General features: G+C 67.9%; 12 protein-coding genes and 1 pseudogene. 4 read left to right on the forward strand and 9 right to left on the reverse strand.

The window, feature by feature from the left end; all coding sequences use genetic code 11:
* The first annotated feature begins 458 nt into the window (after positions 1-458).
* The gene (locus K4043_RS15135) at positions 459-1649 is read left to right on the forward strand and encodes a benzoate/H(+) symporter BenE family transporter (RefSeq protein ID WP_265309817.1); all 1191 of its coding nucleotides are present in this window, start codon (positions 459-461) and stop codon (positions 1647-1649) included.
* A 4-nt stretch (positions 1650-1653) separates the two neighbouring features.
* On the opposite strand, the gene K4043_RS15140 is transcribed toward K4043_RS15135, so the two are convergent.
* The 4 genes from K4043_RS15140 to egtB are packed head-to-tail and all read right to left on the reverse strand — an operon-like array spanning position 1654 to position 6707.
* Positions 1654-2229, reverse strand: a complete 576-nt coding sequence (locus K4043_RS15140; protein ID WP_123730908.1) for a DUF2628 domain-containing protein — start codon at positions 2227-2229, stop codon at positions 1654-1656.
* Positions 2226-4394, reverse strand: coding sequence for a lytic murein transglycosylase (locus K4043_RS15145; protein ID WP_265309818.1), 2169 nt, complete (start codon positions 4392-4394; stop codon positions 2226-2228). The genes K4043_RS15140 and K4043_RS15145 overlap by 4 nt, the downstream gene beginning before the upstream one ends.
* A 55-nt stretch (positions 4395-4449) precedes the next feature.
* Positions 4450-5424, reverse strand: coding sequence for an L-histidine N(alpha)-methyltransferase (egtD, locus tag K4043_RS15150; RefSeq protein ID WP_123730910.1), 975 nt, complete (start codon positions 5422-5424; stop codon positions 4450-4452).
* Complete coding sequence (gene egtB / locus K4043_RS15155; RefSeq protein ID WP_265309819.1) at positions 5421-6707, reverse strand: ergothioneine biosynthesis protein EgtB; 1287 nt, start codon at positions 6705-6707, stop codon at positions 5421-5423. The genes egtD and egtB overlap by 4 nt, the downstream gene beginning before the upstream one ends.
* Positions 6708-6878: 171 nt before the next feature.
* On the opposite strand from egtB, the gene K4043_RS15160 reads away from it, so the two are divergent.
* Complete coding sequence (locus tag K4043_RS15160) at positions 6879-8186, forward strand: GGDEF domain-containing protein (RefSeq protein WP_265309820.1); 1308 nt, start codon at positions 6879-6881, stop codon at positions 8184-8186.
* Here K4043_RS15160 and K4043_RS15165 read toward each other — a convergent pair.
* The gene (locus K4043_RS15165; protein ID WP_123730913.1) at positions 8165-8560 is read right to left on the reverse strand and encodes a YchJ family metal-binding protein; all 396 of its coding nucleotides are present in this window, start codon (positions 8558-8560) and stop codon (positions 8165-8167) included. The two genes, K4043_RS15160 and K4043_RS15165, sit on opposite strands and share 22 nt — an antisense overlap.
* A 62-nt stretch (positions 8561-8622) precedes the next feature.
* Between K4043_RS15165 and K4043_RS15170 the strand changes: the two genes are divergently transcribed.
* Positions 8623-9399, forward strand: a complete 777-nt coding sequence (locus K4043_RS15170) for a TSUP family transporter (RefSeq protein ID WP_265309821.1) — start codon at positions 8623-8625, stop codon at positions 9397-9399.
* A 37-nt stretch (positions 9400-9436) separates the two neighbouring features.
* On the opposite strand, the gene K4043_RS15175 is transcribed toward K4043_RS15170, so the two are convergent.
* From K4043_RS15175 to folE, 4 genes and pseudogenes are all read right to left on the reverse strand, one after another.
* Positions 9437-13057, reverse strand: a complete 3621-nt coding sequence (locus tag K4043_RS15175) for an SbcC/MukB-like Walker B domain-containing protein (protein WP_265309822.1) — start codon at positions 13055-13057, stop codon at positions 9437-9439.
* Positions 13058-13103: 46 nt separating this feature from the next.
* Positions 13104-13703 (reverse strand): annotated as a pseudogene (locus tag K4043_RS15180) (DUF4194 domain-containing protein); the annotation flags it as partial.
* A gap of 88 nt (positions 13704-13791) precedes the next feature.
* Entirely contained in the window at positions 13792-15261 is a 1470-nt protein-coding gene (locus tag K4043_RS15185) for a DUF3375 domain-containing protein (RefSeq protein WP_123730917.1), read from the reverse strand.
* A 127-nt stretch (positions 15262-15388) separates the two neighbouring features.
* Positions 15389-15991, reverse strand: coding sequence for a GTP cyclohydrolase I FolE (gene folE / locus K4043_RS15190; protein ID WP_019183982.1), 603 nt, complete (start codon positions 15989-15991; stop codon positions 15389-15391).
* Between the two features lie 158 nt (positions 15992-16149).
* Between folE and K4043_RS15195 the strand changes: the two genes are divergently transcribed.
* Positions 16150-16605, forward strand: coding sequence for a MarR family transcriptional regulator (locus tag K4043_RS15195; protein WP_123730918.1), 456 nt, complete (start codon positions 16150-16152; stop codon positions 16603-16605).
* Positions 16606-16610: the final 5 nt, after the last annotated feature.

Below are 16610 nucleotides of genomic sequence, written 5' to 3' on the forward strand. Positions count from 1 at the left end.
GAACTTTGGAATCGGCCTCAGCGCCTTCTTCCGTTTGCCCCGACGTTTCCGTCGTTGCGAGCCGCCCATTGTAGACCGGCTTATCTGCTTCGTCAACACCTTTTTTCAAGGTCGTTTCACCGAAGTGAACCGTTGTTGCCGATGCCGCTTCGTCGTTCGCCTTAGAGGCTTTCGTCGTTGCGAGCCGCCTATTATGTCAGGCTTTTCGTTTCCGTCAACACCTTCTTTCGAAGCTTGTTGCCGTCGCTGCGGATGGGTGTTCACCGGGGTGAAGACCGCGTCGCAGCGAGGGAGCGAATACTAAAGACTTCTGAAATTTCGTCAAGCGTTTTCGTCGATCTTTTTCATCAGCGCGTCATCCATACGTGCTGCTCATCAACAAGCGCGGCAGCACGCGCGTTGCGCGTGCTGCCGCTGGCTTGCTAACAATGCATCTCTTGTCATCAGGAATGCATGCGATGTCTGCGGTAGGCAAACGTTCGTTGTGGCGCGATCTCTCCCTGCCTGCGGTGATGGCGGGCTTCATTACGGTATTGGTGGGCTTCGCCAGTTCGGCGGTGATCGTGTTCCAGGCCGCACGCGCGGTAGGCGCCGACCAGGCGCAGATCGCCTCGTGGATGTGGGCGTTGGGCCTTGGCATGGGCGTGACCTGTATTGGTCTGTCACTGCGCTATCGGATGCCGGTCGTCACTGCATGGTCCACGCCGGGTGCGGCCATGCTCGTGGTGGGTGCGGGCGCGGTCGGCTACAGCGATGCGATCGGTGCGTTCGTCCTTGCCGCGCTGCTGGGCATGCTCGCCGGCTTCTCGGGGATCTTCGCGAAGCTGATGAAGCGTGTGCCGATGGCGCTGGCCGCTGGCATGCTTGCTGGCGTACTGCTGCGCTTCGGTCTGGATGTGTTCGTCTCGATGGGCACCCAGCTGGGCATGGCACTGGCGATGTTCGCCACCTGGCTGACCGGGCGACGGCTGTTCCCGCGCTATGCGGTGATCGCCACGCTGCTTGTCGGTGTCCTGGTCGCCGCAGGTCAGGGTCTGCTTCATATGCAGGACGTGCGGCTGGAACTGGCCAGGCCGGTATTCACCTGGCCGACGCTGTCGTGGTCGGCGGTGTTCGGCATCGCCCTGCCCCTGTTCGTGGTCACCATGGCCTCGCAGAACATCCCGGGCGTAGCGGTGATCCGTGCCTCCGGCTACGACACCCCGGTATCGCCGGTGATCGGCTGGATCGGGGTGGTCAACACGCTGCTCGCCCCGTTTGGCGCCTATGGGCTCAACCTGGCCGCGATCACCGCCGCGATCTGCATGGGCCGTGAGGCACACGAGGATCCGGCCCGCCGTTATACCGCCGCGGTGGCCGCGGGCGCCTTCTATATCGTGGTGGGCCTGTTCGGGGCGACGGTGGCGGCCGTGTTCGCCGCCTTCCCCAAGGAACTGGTGGCCTGCGTGGCCGGCATCGCACTGTTCGGCACCATCGCCAACAGCCTGGCGACGGCCCTGCGTGAGGAGGCCGATCGCGAAGCGGCGCTGGTGACCTTCCTGGTGACCGCCTCGGGCCTGTCGCTGGCCGGGATCGGCTCGGCGTTCTGGGGCTTGGTCGCCGGCGGCATCTGCCTGGTGGCGCTGCGACCGCGCCCGGTCGCCCGCTGACGCCTCAGGCGCCTTCGAAGATACGCAGTACGACGAACAGTGCCAGGCCCAGGCCCAGGGCAAGCCGGCTGGTACCCCCGCGACGCACCAGCTCCGCGTTGATCCGCTCCGGCTGCCCGGTAAAACGGGCCTGGGCGCGCGCCACCATGCGGCGGCAATGCCAGCGGTACAGCGCATTGCCGAAGATGCCCAGCGAGAGCTGCACACCCAGCGATAACACGACGCCGCCCACCGCCAGGTCCAGCAGGACCATCGCCATGCCAATGGCGAAATCGGCAATCAGCACCGCCAATGCCACCAGGTACATACGCCGGTACATGAGCCAGTGGAAACCAAACAGTACGGCCGGCCAGTGCCACGGGCGCGGCCAGCGGCCACCGGCCTCATCCAGATGCCAGCGACGGGCATACAACGCGAAGTTGTCGCCCACCGCCTTCGCCAGCAGCGGATGGCGGTCATGCACCGCCACCGCCGCATCGATCTGGGCGTCGATCATGGCCTCGTGCATGGCGGTGCTGGGCGCGCGATAAGGATTGTCGGCCGTCTCGTCCGGCCGGGCCGGGGGCGGAACCGTACTCATAGTGGACGAACCGCCAGCGTCTGCTGCAGCACGTGCTGCGCACCCGGTGCCAGGGTCACCACATCCGGACCGGCATTGGCCGCTTCCAGGCACACATAGTTGCGCCAGTCGGCCCCGACATCGGCCATCTTGCTGGCGCCCGCCTCGCCGGGGTTCCACGCGACCAGCGAGCGGCTGCCGGTGGTGGTGATCTCGATGCGGCGCTTCAGGCCCGGGTCCTTGAGCACGTAGCGGCCGCCGGCCTGCGTATAGATGCGGTCGCTGCGGCCGGGATCGCGCGGGTCGCGCAGGTTCCAGTCGCCCTGCTGCTGGCGCGGGATCGCGTAATTCTCGAACTTGTCCAGGTAGGACAGGCCATCCAGCCCCTCCACGCTGACCTGCATCGCATCGCTGACATGGAAGTAGTTGTGCAGGGCCTGGGTGAAGGCGACCGGTTCGCGGCCGGTGTTTTCGGTGATCAGGCGCTGTTCCAGGGTGCGGCCGATCCGCAGTTCCATGCGCAGGCGCAGATCCAGGTTCTCCAGCACCGGCGGGGCCAAGGTCAGCACCATGGTGCCATCGGCCTCGCGACGGGCCTGCTGCAGGGTCCATGGCACGTTGCGGACGAAGCCATGTGAAGGCACGTCATTGCCCTGTCCCTGGCGGCCGAAGTACGGCCAGCATACGGGGCTGCCGCCACGGATCGGGGTCGGCAGCGGCTGGGCGCTCGGCGAGAGCCACATCACGTCCTGCCCGCCCTTGGGCACATAGGACAGCAGCTGGCCACCGAACACGCTGATCGCAGCGGTGGCGAACGGGGTCTCGACCGTCCACGCGGGGAAGCCCTGGATGTCGGCCAGACTGAGCCCGGGTACCTTGGGCAGGGCCGCGCGCGGCGCCGCCGGGGATTGGACGTACTGGGCGTGATTGGGCGGCAGGGTGAACACGGTGGATGCAGGCATGGTCGGCGTTGAAGAAGGAGGAGCACCGCGCAGGGCGGTGAGGATGCGCTGGCCGGCGCGGCCATCGGCGGGGGTCCAGCCCAGCCGCTGCTGCTCGGCCTGGATGGCGCGGCGGGTGGCGGTACCGATCATGCCGTCCGCCGTACCGATATCGTGGCCGCGGGCCAGCAGCAAGGTCTGCAGCTCACGGCGTTCGGTACGGCCGATGCCGGGATCATCGGTTGGCCAGGCGGCGGCGATACCCGGGCCACCCCGCAGGCGATCGGCCAGGGTGGCGATCGCCAGGGCGTAGCTCTCGGCGGCGTTGTAAGCGTAGATCGCATCGTAATTGCGGAACACCAGCCAGGCCGGGCCCTTGGCACCGGTCGGGAGCAGCAGTGCCGCATTGCTGTCGGCCGGGAGCCCGGCAGGCGCCAGGGCACCGCCGGCGACCGGGACGATGCCCAGCGCGCGCCAGTCGGCCAGTGGCTTGCGCTGGGTGCGGCCGGCTTGGGCGGCGTTGAAGCCGGCCGGAATCTTCACCTCGATGCCCCACGGCTGCCCGGTCCGCCAGCCCGCCTTCTTGAGATAGTTGGCGGTGGAGGCAAGCGCATCGGGAATGGAGGCGACCAGATCGCGGCGACCATCACCGTCGCCATCCACCGCGATACGCGCATAGGTGGAGGGCATGAACTGGGTGTGGCCGAAGGCGCCGGCCCACGAGCCGGTCAGGCCCTCGGCACGCAGGTCACCGGCATCGATCAGCTTGAGCAGGGCCAGCAGTTCGCCGCGGAAGAACGGCTGTCGGCGGCCCTGGCAGGACAGTGTGGCCAGCGACTGCAGCAGCGGGCGCTTGCCGAACACGCGCCCGTAATCGCTCTCCACGCCCCAGACCGCGACGATCGTGGCCGGATCGACGCCGTACTCGGTCGATACCCGGGCCAACAGATCCCGGTGCTCGGCCAGGCGGGCACGCCCATCCGCCACGCGCTGGGTATCCACCAATGCGGCCAGGTAATCCCACAACGGTGTGGTGAACTCCGGCTGCGCGTCCAGCAGCGGCAAGACGCTGGGATCGGGGGTCAGCCCGGCGGTGAGCACATCGAATCGCTCGGCCGTGATGCCCTGCTTGCCGGCCTGGGCCTTGAGGGTGACCAGGCACGTGGAGAAGGCGTCCGGCGCGGCGACCGTGATCGACGGTATACCGAGACACAGCCCGGCCAACAACAGGGGCGACCATCGCATTGGCGGGAATCCTTGCAGCCAGTGGACCTGCATCATAGCGGCAATGCCGCGCAGGTCAGACCGGTTGCAGCAGGCGCAGGCCGAAGGCGGGATCCGTCGCGTTCCAATGGGCGGTCACCTGCAGGCCGGCATCGGCGGCCATGCGGGCGAACACCGCATCGGTGTATTTATGGCTGTACTCGACGGTCATCGCTTCGCCTTCGGCGAAATCAAAACTCTGCCCATCCACCTGCACGCGCTGGTCGCGTTGGCTGACCAGCTCGGTTTCGATGCGCAGCCGCGGCACGCTGTAGCGGGCACGATGGCGGAAGCCGTCCAGATCGAAATCGCTGCCGATGTCGCGGTTGAGCCGACGCAGCAGATTGAGGGTGAACTCGGCGGTGACCCCGGCGGCATCGTTGTACGCCGCTTCGATCAACGCCGCGTCCTTGTGCAAGTCGATGCCGATCAGGGCCATGCCATCCGGACCCATGGTCTGGCGCATCGCCTTCAGCAGTGCGATGGCGTCATCATGGGCGAAGTTGCCGAGCGTAGAGCCGGGGAAGAACACCAGGTGGCGCGCGGGTTCGCGCTGCGGGGTCGGCAGCTGCACCGGCTGGGTGAAGTCGGCGCAGACCGGCAACATTTCGATGTCCGGCAGGGACGCTGCGAGACGGGTGATGCTGTCCAGCAGAGCGGCGCGCGAGATTTCGATCGGGGTGTAGGCGACCGGGTCACGCAGCGCGTGCAGCAGCAACTCGGTCTTGCGGCCGCTGCCGCTGCCCAGTTCCACCACGTGCAGGCGCGGGCCGACCACCTTGGCGATGTCATGCGCGCAGTCCTGCAGCAGCTGCAGTTCGGTGCGGGTCGGGTAGTACTCCGGCTGCCGGGTGATCTGCTCGAACAGGGCCGAGCCGTGCGCATCGTAGAAATACTTGGACGGCAGCTGCCGCGGCGTGGACGAGAGCCCGCGCAGGATGTCGGCGGTGATCCGGTCACGATCGGGCTGCAGATCGGTCAGTGCATCCAGCGCATCACGGACCGAGCTCATGCGACGTCCCGGGCCAGGCGCAGGCCGGCGAACTGCCACCGGGCCGACGGGGCGAAGAAGTTGCGGTAGCTGGCGCGCAGATGATCTGCCGGGGTCGCACAACTTCCGCCGCGCAACACCCACTGCCCACACATGAACTTGCCGTTGTACTCGCCAAGGTTGCCCGGGAAGGTACGGAAGCCGGGATAGGGCCCGTAGGCGCTGCTGGTCCATTCCCAGACATCGCCGAACAACTGGACGATGTCCCCCTCTTCCTCCGCGCCGCCCGGGTGCAGCTGATCGGCATCGGCAAAGCGGCCACGCAGGGCGCGGCCCGCCGTCGCCGCTTCCCATTCGAACTCCGTGGGCAGGCGGGCGTCGCACCAACGCGCGTAGGCGTCGGCTTCGAAATAGCTCAGGTGGCAGACCGGTGCATGCGGATCGAGCGCGCGCCAGCCGCCCAGAGTGAATTCGCGCTCCAGCGCGTCATCCCAGTACAGCGGGTGCTGCCACTGCTGTTCCTGACACAGCGTCCAGCCTTCGCTCATCCACCAGCGCGGCTCGCGATAGCCGCCGGCCTGCACGAACTGCCGGTACTCCTCGTTGTTGACCGGGCGGTTGGCCAGCGCATGCGCGGGGACCAGCGCGCGGTGCACCGGCGATTCGTTGTCATACGCAAACGTCGACTGGGTCGGCCACACCGGTGCGCCGATCTCCACGATCTGTTCGGGATGGGTGAGCCACTGCAGCGGCAGCGCACGCGCCGGGGGGGCAGCGAGGTCATCGCGGTAGGCCGGCTGCAGCGGGTTGGACCAGAACGCGTGCTTGATGTCGGTCAACAACAGCTCCTGGTGCTGCTGCTCATGATGGAGGCCGAGCAGCAGCTGATGCTGGGCCTGCTCGCTCAGACTGCCGGCATGCAGTGCGGCGAGCACACGCTGATCGATCTCCGCGCGGAAGTGCAGCACCTCGTCCAGCGTCGGGCGCGAGAGCAGGCCGCGCTGCGGGCGTGCATGGGCCGGACCGATGCTCTGGTAGTAGCTGTTGAACAGGTAATGCCAGTCCGCGTCGATCGGGGCATAGCCCGGTCGGGTCGCGAGCACGAAGCGCTCGAAGAACCATGTGGTATGGGCCAGGTGCCATTTCGCCGGGCTGGCGTCGGGCATGCTCTGGACCATGGCGTCTTCCGCGCTGAGCGGCGCGGCCAATGCGAGCGTCCGCGCACGCACGGTGGCGTAGCGGACGGCCAGCGGCGACGGCGGGGCGACAGGGAGCGGTTGTGCGGCAGCAACGGCGGTATTCATCCGGGTCAGGATCGACCAGCCGGGGTGAGCGCGACGTCATGGCAACGCATCGATTCGGTGACATTGCTCAAGTTGAATACGCGCAGGCCGCTACCGGGGAAGACCCATCGCCTGTGTAGTCCGGTTTGCACGCTGCAGCCACGGCGCGCCGGCCACCACGTGGACCCCCTCTTGCGGATGCATCTGCTACGCCAGCCCAGTCACTATCTGTTCGTGCTGCCTGCAGTACTGGTCGCACTGGGATTGTGGGCGGCGACCCCCGCTGCCGAAGCGGGCAGCTCGGTGCATCGCCTGCTGCCGATGGTGCTGGCCTGCCTGGGTGTCGGCCTGGCGCTGATCTACAACCGCGTGCGGGCGCTGTGCCTGATGCTGGCGATCGCGCTGGCCTTCGCGCTGTTGCATGGGGTGGTCGGCACGTTCCTGCGTGAGGGCATGATTTCGGCACAGACCCCGCTGATCTTCCATGCGGTGTCGTGGTGGCTGCCACTGCTGTTCCTGCTGCATGGACTGTGGCCCGAACGCGGACGGCTGCGCCAGGACCTGTTGTTGCGCGGCGTGGTGAGCGGGACGGCCCTCGGCATCTTCCTGCTGTTGGCCACGCAGGTTCCCGACGGCATGCAGGCGCTGCTGTCCGATCGCCACCTGGCCTGGCTGCCCAGCGACTGGAATGCGCTGGCCCAACTCCCGGCGCTGCTGTTTCTCATTACGACGGTGGCCTTGGCCGTCCAGGCCTGGCGACGCCCCCGCCCGCTGCACACCGCCCTGCTGATCGCCCTGCTCTGCCTGTGGTGGCTGCTGCCGCGGGTGTTCGTGTCGCCGGCGCTGCTGCCGGCGGTGAGCTGCATGGCGCTGCTGCTGATCGTCTCGGCGATGTTGCAGGAGGCATTCCACATGGCCTTCCGCGATGAGCTCACCGGCCTGCCCGGGCGTCGCGCGTTCAATGAATATCTGCAGCGCGTGGGCGCCACCTACACCATCGCGATGGTGGACGTGGATCATTTCAAGCGGTTCAACGATACCCACGGCCACGATGCCGGCGATGACGTGCTCAAGCTGGTGGCCGCGCGACTGGCCGAGGTAGGTGGGGGTGGCCGCGCGTTCCGCTATGGCGGTGAGGAATTCGCTCTGGTGTTCCTGGATCGCCCAGCCCCGGCCTGCGTGGCGGCCGTGGAAGAGGTCCGCGCGAGGATCGAGGGGGTGCGTATGCATCTGCGCGACCGCGCCGCACGCAGCCGCGACGATGCGGTGGGGCAGCTGCAACGTGGGCGTGGTGGCAACGGCGCGGTGGTGCAGGTGACGGTGAGCATCGGCGTCGCCGACAGCCGGGTGGCCGACAGCCCGCAGGCGATGATCAAGGCCGCCGACCAGGCGCTGTATGCAGCCAAGGACGCCGGCCGCAACTGTGTGTGTGCGCTTGGCCAGCAGGGCACCGTGCCGGTGCGCGCGACCGCACTGGCTCAGGGCAACGCGTCGAGATAGAACCAGCGGCCGTCTTCGCGGACGAAGCGGCTGTGCTCCAGCATTTTCACCGCACTGCCGCCGCCGACCTTGTAGCGCGCGGTGAAGCGCACCTGGGCGTGGTCGGGATCTGAGCGGGTGTGGGCGTGGATCGTCAGCCCCAGCCACTGGGTGCGCTGGCCGGGTGCTTCGGCCAGCGAGAGCTCGGCCGGGCGCGTGGACGGGTGCCAGCTGGCCAGCAGGTAGTCGGCCAGGTGCCGCACGTAGGCGCTGTAGCGCGAGCGCATCAGCGCTTCGGCATCCGGCGCGGGGGTGCCGGCATGGTAAAGGCCGCAGCAGGCGGCGTAGGCCAGCGGGCGGCCGCAGGGACAGGGATCGGAAGAGACGGTGGTCATGGGGGTATTGTCGCGCGATGACCGGGCGTATGCTTGCGCGCCCTGCGTTGCGATGCCCCGCCGTGCTTGAGATGATTCCCCCTGAGCTGTTCTGGTTGGTGGCGATCGCCTTCATCGCCGGCCTGGTCGATGCCGCCGTCGGCGGCGGCGGGCTGGTGCAGCTGCCCGGGTTGTTCACCGTCCTGCCGCAGCACACGCCGGCGATGCTGTTCGGCACCAACAAATTCAGCTCGATGTTCGGCACGGCGGCCGCCGCGTTCCGCTATGCGCGCAATGTGCGCTTTCCGTGGCGGCCGGTATTGTTTGCGGCGGGCACGGCGTTTGTGTTCTCGTTTGCCGGGGCCACGGCGGTCAGCCTGCTGCCCAAGGACGCGGTACGCCCGCTGGTGCTGGTGCTGCTGGTGGCGATGCTCGGCTACACGCTGTGGAAGAAGGACTTCGGTGCCCTGCACCGTCCGCGCGAGATCGGCCGCAAGGAGCTGGTGACCGCATTGGCCATCGGTGCCGTGATCGGGTTCTACGACGGCTTCTTTGGGCCCGGCACCGGCAGCTTCCTGATCTTCCTGTTCGTGCGTTTCTTCGGGCTGGACTTCCTGCGTGCGTCGGCCGCCTCCAAGGTGGTGAACCTGGCGACCAACGTGGCGGCGATCTCGTTCTTCGTGCCGACCGGCAACATCCTGTGGCTGTTCGCGCTGCCGATGGCCGCGGCCAACATCATCGGCTCGGTGGTCGGTACGCGGATGGCGCTGCGCGGCGGCACGCCCTTCATCCGCAAGCTGTTCGTCGGCCTGGTGGTGGTACTGATCGCCCGGATGGGCTGGGATACCTTCGCCGGTTAGCAGGACGGGTCAGCCCTGGGGCTGACCCGTTGGTTGCTCAGCGCTTGGGCTTGGCCGGCTTCTTTGCAGCTGCCTTGGGTACGGCCTTGGTGGCCGTCTTCTTTGCCGCTTTCTTTGCCGGTGCCTTGGGCGCGGCCTTCTTCGAGCGGGATGCCGGCACGGCTGCCGGTGCCTCCACGACCTCGGCCTCGACGTGGGCTTCCTCGTCGACCGAGGCCGCCAGCACCTCATTGGCCATCACCTCGGGGGCATCGACCACGTCTGGCGCGGCGATCACGGCCGGTGCCGGTGCCGCCGTCGTCTCGCCGGCGCGGGCACGCTCGGGCAGCTTCAGGCGCTTGCCTTCGTCGTCGTACTCGATCAGCAGTACGCCGGAGTCGTGGCGACCGCTGATCTCCACGAAGCAGGCACCGCCGATGAACGGTTCCAGCGTCATCACCGACTTCAGCGGGGTGGCCACGACCATCTGGAACCCGAAGTTGTCGAAGATGTTCATCGCCAGCGCGGTGAACTCGTTGTCGGCCTTGTCGAAGGCTTCGTCGAGCACCACCGCCGCGTAGCTGGGCAGCTGGCCGTCGGCGCCACCGAGCTGGTAGCGCAGCGCGGCGGCCAGGCAGGTGGTGGCCAGCTTCTGGCGCTGGCCGCCGGACTTGCCCGCACCGCTGCGGTAGATCTCGACCTGCTGGCGGGTGGCGGCGTCGAGTTCGACGCCGACGAATTCCACGTGCAGACGCACGTCCAGCACCAGCTCGCGCCAGCGCTTGTCCTCGCCTTCCTGCGAGCCGAGCTTGGCGACCAGCTCACGCAGCACCGCGAACTGTGCTTCGGCCAGCTCGCGCTGGTCGGTCTGCTGTTGGGACAGCACGTCGCGCAGGCGCTGGTGGAAATCCAGCACTTCGGGCAGGCGGCGGTCGGTGAGTTCGATGGTCAGCAGGGTGCCGCGGTTGAACGGCACCTGCTCCAGCGAGGCATTGACCTCGTCCAGGCGCTGGGCGATCGACTTGCGCGCCTCGGCCGTGTGCCGCTGCAGGGCCAGCAGGTTGTTCTTGCTCTGGCTCTGCAGCAGATCGAAGAAGCGTGCCTCGTGCTGCGGCAGGCCATCGTTCTCCAGCCGTTGCAGGCGGGCCAGGAAATCTTCGGCGCTGGACAGGCTGACGGTGAAGTCGCCGCTGTCTTCCGGCCAGGTCTGGCAGTAGCGGCGGAAGCAGCCGAGCAGCAGGTTCTCCAGCCGGTTGTGTTCGGCCTGGGAACCGCCGAGCTGTTCGTTGAGGGTGTTGCTGATCTGCCGGAAGTGGGCTTCCAGGTTCTCCAGGCTGAGCACGCCGAGCGCCTTGACGCGTTCGTCCAGGCCCTGCTGCTGGAGGGGGGTAACCACGCGCTTGGCCAGCGGCGCGCACTGCTCGTGCAGACGCTCGAGGCGTTCGTGTTCACGGCCGAGCTGGCCGCGCTCCACGCGCACGTCTTCATAGGTGCGCTTGGCCTGGGCCACATCGGCCCGGGTCTTCTCGATCTGTTCGCCCAGCTTGCGCAGGTCGGCATTGCCTTCGCGCAGGTCGTGCAGGGCCTGGGCGATGTCGTCCAGGCGCTGCAGCGGTGCGGCCACATCGATCTCGTCCCAGCCCAGCGTGCACAGTTGATGGCAGGCCAGTCGGGCCTTGCCGTCCTGTTCGCGCTGCGCGCGCAGGCCGGCCACATCGCTGTCGCAGGCGGCGATGCGCTGGGCCAGTTCGATCGCTTCGCGCTCGTACAGGTCCAGTTTGTCGCGGTTGTTGAAGCCGAGCAGCCAGCGGCGGCGGTCGCTGATGTTGTGGCGGTCGTCCTTCTCGAAGCGTTCGCCCGGGTGCTTGACCTGGCCTTCCTTGGTGATGCCGCGGTCGGTATCGCGCAGGTGACGTGCATCCACGCATTCGTAGTCGAAGCGCTTGCCCAGCTCGCGACGCAGCCAGCCGGCATAGCCGTGCTCACGCAGCACCAGCTTGTGCAGCAGCGAACGTGCGCCCGGCTCGCGGCCATGCAGTGCATCGTCGTTGCGGCGTACGCGGTAGTAGACCAGGCGGGTACCGAGGTGGGTCTGATTGATCCACTCCGAGACCTGGGCGTGGTGGCGTTCATCGACCAGCAGCGATTGCGCGAAGCCGTGCAGCACGCGCTCGATGGCACCCTGCCATGCGGCGTCTTCGTCGCGGACCTGCAGCAGTTCGCCCACGAACGGCAGCGCCGCCTCGGGAATGCCGGTATCGCTGCTCAGGCGTGCGCGCAGCTGCTGCATGGGTGCGGGGATGCTGGACGGGGTGCGCTTGAGCGCCTCCAGTTCCGAACGCACCTCGGCGAAGCGGCGTTCGTCGTCGCGTTTGCCGCCCATGCGCTCGGCGATGGCTTCATCCAGCTCGGCCGCGGCGCGCTGGCCGTCGTCCAGGCGGGACTGGGCGCGGGCGAGCTGCTCGGCAAACCCGTGCGCGGTCTCGGCCAGGGTTTCCCCCAGTTCGCGGCTGGCATGGTTGGCCTGGCTGCGCTTGGCCAGGCGGCGGTCGCGTTCCTGGGCGACACGGCCCTGCTCGCGCTCCAGCTCTTCGATGCGCTCGCCGCCCTGCTGGCGACGCTGCGCTTCCAGCTCGGCGAGGTGGCTTTCATGGTTGTCCAGCGCGCTGCGGCGCTGGCCTTCTTCCCCGGACAGACCGCGGTCGCGGGTATCCAGTTCCAGCAGGCGTGCCTCAAGCAGGGCCAGGCGACGCTGCTCGCGCACGCCGTCGATGCCCAGCTTCATCTCATCCAGGTCTTCGCGCTGGCGGCGCAGCGCCTGCAGATCGGCGTAGTGGCCGCGTGCGGGCTGCAGGGTTTCGACCTGGCGGCGTGCGGTGACCACGGCCTGATGGGCGCCATCGAGTTCGGCGAAATCATCGACCAGCCGCTCGGCCGCATCGAAGGTGCGCGGTGCATCGAGCATGAAGTCGCGCAGGAACACGTTCAGATCGCCGAGGTTCTTCGCCGACTGCGTCTTGTGCAGCAGGCGCAGCGCCATCTCGTTCTCGATCCCGAGCACGTGGCGGAACCGTTCGGCATAGCTGGCGAAGCTGTCGAAGTGGTGCACATCGCCCAGGCGCTGCTTGAGCTTGCGCAGGTCCAGGTCGAAGCCGCCAAGGTCACGTGCGATGTCGAAACTGCGCTCGGCCACCATGTAGTGCTTGCGCACGTCGGCCGCGGCCGCGCCGTTGCCGGCGATCCAGAACAGGCGCACCAGGCTGACGATGCGGCCGTCATTGCTGCGGTATTCCAGCACCAGCGCGGTCCAGGTAGCGCCTTTACGCAGGTACTGGGTGGCGATCTCGCCGGTGCCGCTGTCCTGCTGGTCGGCCCAGGCGCCACGCACGTAGGAGACCAGGTTGCGGTCGCGGCCGCTGCGTTCGGCTTCGCGCGCGGCGGCGTTGAAGTCGACCAGGGCCGGCGGCACCAGCAGCGCGGACATCGCATCGAGCAGGGTCGACTTGCCCGAGCCGGAGCGGCCGACGAACAGGAAGCCGCGTTCGGCGATCGGCACTTCGGTCAGGCCGGAGAAGGTGCCCCAGTTGTGGACCTGCAGGCGGCGCATGCGGAACTGCTGCGCGCGCGGGTCGGGCTGGTCGCCGGGGAACAGGGCGGGTGCGGGAATGTGGACGGTCATGGCAGGGCTAGCAATCCAGGCAGGGCAGCGGCGCGCGGGCGCGCGCTCAGGCGTCGAGGTCGGCCGGCGCTTCGCGCAGGCGGCGGTACACCTGGGCCAGGGCGGCGACATCTTCGGCGGAGAACATCAGTTTCAGTGCCGGCGAGACTTCATGACGCGCATCGTCACCGCCGAGGCGGGTGAGGATGTGGTTGTCCTTCATCTTCTGCACGGCACTGGCGACGCGGCGGTTGAAGCCGGCGCGGTCGGTGGACAGGTGGCGCTCGTACACGGCCAGTGCTTCGGCCAGTTCGGCATCCTCGACCACCGCGCGCACGCCGCGCGCATCGGCTTCGGCCAACTGCTGGCGCAGGTGCAGCAGCAGCACCGAGTCGATGAAGGTCAGCGGCGAGGTACGCAGCAGCACCGGTGCATCGATATCTTCGGTATCGGCCTGGCGGGTGAAGGCCACGCCACTCTCGCGGTCCAGCACCAGTTCCAGGAACAGGTCCGAGAGCGCCGAGCGGATCGCCGCTTCGCTGCGGATCAGCGCCGGCCACAGCTTGGCGTGGCGCAGCTGGTCGATGCTCGGGCCGATCAGCAGCTGGCACAGCGCGCGGCGGCCATCGAGCGGCAGCCGGCCGGTGTCGCCCATGTAGAAGACGTCATTGTTACGCCGCAGGACGGGCGTCACCACGACCGGTTCGTCGTCGTGCTCGTCTGCGCCGCCGTCGATCGGGGTGTCGGTGGATTGTTCATGCCAGCTCATGGCGTTTCTCCTGGGTGAACCAGATCAGCGGAATGCGGGCGCGACGCCATTGGCCATCGCCGCCGCGCCATTGCGCGATCTCCTGTTGATCGGTGGCGACCTCGCCGTGGCGGGTGCCGAGAGAGAGGTAACCGATGATGCTGCCCAGCCCCTGTGGGGCCTCGCGGTGTTCAAGCACCTGCGCGATCGACAGCCGCGGCTGCTCGCCGAGCAGGTCGTGCAGATCGCGGCGCAGGTTGCGGAAGTCGATTTCAGAGGCGGCCACCAGGTCGCCGACACTTTCCAGCGAGATCGCGGCGGTGTCGTTGCGCTGCACGCTGCCATCCACCTGCGCCTGGCGAGGATCGTGCAGCTTCCATTGCGAGAGCGAGCGCAGCCGGCTGGTGGTGAGCTGCAGGTCGCGGCCGATGCCGCGCTGCGCCGGGATGTGGTCGCGCAGGCCCAGCGCCTCGCCCTGGGCCTGCTTGAGCAGCTGGTTGAGGCGGCGCTGTTCCAGGTAGCCACGGCTCTGCACGAAGCCGCGCAGGCTGCGGGCAAAGTGCTGCAGCACGTCGTGGACCTGGCCACCGCGCTCAAGCATGGTGGTGGTGAAGCCACGCAGGAAGGTGCGCTCGTTGCGATCCAGCTTGCGGGCGAAACCACGCGCGAGCACGGTTTCCAGCGCGGCATCGAGCTGGGCGCTCTGTTCGGCATCATTGAGCAGGCGCCAGAACGCCTCGAAGCTGCGCCCGGCGTCGCTGTCGCCGATCACGTCCACGCCTTCGAACAGCTTGGACAGCACGTCACCGCGCTCGCCTTCGTCATCGATGATGCGTTCGCGGAACTCACGGTTGAGGCGTTCGAAGTCATCGCGCACGCGGCGGAAATCTTCGGTCAGCTCGTCGGCCAGGCCGATGATCTGGCGGGTCCGTTCCAGCGCGCGCTTGCCGTCCAGTGAGGACACCTTGCCGCCGCTGACGCGGGCGATCTCGGCATCGATGCGGTCGCGCTCGTCGCGCAGCGCGGACAGGCGCGCATCCGGATTGGATTCGGTCAGCGCGGCCAGCTGCGAGAGCTGCTCGATCACCAGCGCCAGGCGGCTCTCGGTGGCGGCAGCGCGCGCCTGCTCCAGGCTGTCGGCGAAGCGGATCGCCTGCGCGGCCTGGGTGGACAGTTCGTACTGTTCCTGGTCGGCGCCTTCGGGCAAGCGACGTTCCAGCCAGCCCTGGGCCAGCCAATGCGCAATGTAGGCCTGTGCGGTGCGCGGCAGATCGCGCGACAGCTCATCGGCCTTGAGATCATCCAGCGCGCGCTGCAGGCGTTCGTGCAGCACCGCGGTGGACAGGGTGCGCTCGTCCTGCATCAGCAGGCTCTGCAGCAGGCCGATGATCTCCGGCGCGTGATCGGCCGCCAGCAGCTTCCACTGCGATTGTTCGCGCAGGTGGCGGTAACGGGTAATGCGCTCGCGATGTTTCATTCGAGACCGGGGACAGGAAGACGGGCCGCGCGGGTCGCGGCGGCCGGGAGGGAAACGGGACGCGCACGCACCCGCAGGGCCGGGCCGAAGCCCAGCGCCTGCCGGCCGCGCGCGACAGCGCGGGGAATCAGCGCTTGCCGCCCACTTCGATGAAACGCAGGAACTCGGCGCGGGTGCGCGCGTCCTCGCGGAAGCTGCCCAGCATCTTGGAGGTGACCATGCTGACGCCCCGCTTGTGGATGCCGCGGGTGGTCATGCACTCATGCGCACCTTCCACCACCACGCCCACGCCGACCGGCTGCAGCACGTCCTGGATGCACTGGGCGATCTGCGCGGTCATCTTTTCCTGGACCTGGAAGCGGCGTGCGTACGCCTCGACCACGCGGGCCAGCTTGCTGATGCCCACCACCTTGCCGGCCGGCAGATAGCCGACGTGCACGCGGCCGATGATCGGCGCCATGTGGTGTTCGCAGTGGCTTTCGTACTCGATGTCGCGCAGCACGATCAGTTCGTCGTAGCCGGCCACTTCCTCGAAGGTCCGCTCCATGTAGGCGCGCGGGTCGTCGCGGTAGCCGCTGAACCAGTCGCCATAGGCTTCGGCAACGCGGCGCGGGGTATCCAGCAGGCCTTCACGGGTCGGATCTTCACCGGCCCAGCGCAGCAGGGTGCGCACCGCCGATTCAGCCTCGGCCTGGGTGACGGGGTTGGCGTCGTTGTCTTGCTTGCTCATTACATACAGCACCCGAAGGGGGGCGAGCATCGTACCCGACAGACCCCTCGGGCGTCCTGCGCCGGGGCGCCCGGCCGCGCCCGGGAAGGCATTCATTGGGCCGCGGTTGTGCCACGGGTATTGATAGGAGGCGAATTAGTAGTATCCTATCTATTCTGATGAACCGATCCCTCGACGAACGTACCCAGCTGCAGATGCAGCTCAGTTCCGGCCTGCTCTACGCAGGGCGGCAGTGGCAGCGCCTGGCCGACCAGGCCTTGGGCAGCTACGGCATCTCCGCCGCCTGCACCATGCCGCTGCTGATGATCGGGCGCGCCGGCGGCGGGATCCGCCAGGTGGCGCTGGCCCACCAGCTGGGCATGGAAGGCCCTTCGCTGGTACGCCTGCTGGACAAGCTGGCCGCCAGCGACCTGGTCCGCCGCGAATGCGATGCCAGCGACCGCCGCGCCAACCTGCTGTGGCTGACCGACAAGGGCGAGGCCCTGGTCAGCCAGCTGGAAACCCAGTTGATCGGGCTGCGCCAGGACGTGTTCGGCGAACTCAGCACTGACGAACTGCGCACCGTGCTGAAGCTGTGGCAGCTGCTGGCCGATGCGGCCGACCGCGTGACGTAAGCCGT

Origin of the sequence: Stenotrophomonas sp. SRS1, assembly GCF_026130205.1 — a bacterium.
Taxonomy (GTDB): Bacteria; Pseudomonadota; Gammaproteobacteria; order Xanthomonadales; family Xanthomonadaceae; genus Stenotrophomonas; species Stenotrophomonas rhizophila_B.